We start from the raw sequence: 306 nt of genomic DNA on the forward strand, positions 1-306 counted from the left end.
GCCGACGAGGAAGACGCGGCATGAGCGATATCACCAAGACCAAGCCGGCGGAGACGGAAGCACCCGCGCCGCGCAATAAGAGCGGCGGCCTGCTCTCGCGCCTTTCCAAGGGCCGGGCGACGCGGCCGGGCGAAACCTATGGCGTGCCGGGTTATGGCGATACCATGATCCTCAGCGTCGTCACCATCGTCCTCCTGATCGCGATCTGGTGGGGCGTGACCGCGCTCGGTCTGGTCAAGCCGCTGTTCGTGCCCTCGCCCGTGGCGATCGTGGCGAAGTTCTTCGACACGATGCAGAACGGCTTCA

1 pseudogene is annotated in these 306 nt (G+C 65.7%); it reads left to right on the forward strand.

Features of this window, described 5'->3' with window-relative positions:
• Positions 1 to 20 precede the first annotated feature (20 nt).
• Positions 21 to 306, forward strand: a pseudogene (locus V6766_RS25540) (taurine ABC transporter permease); the annotation flags it as partial.

The organism is Martelella sp. AMO21009 (genome assembly GCF_053484295.1).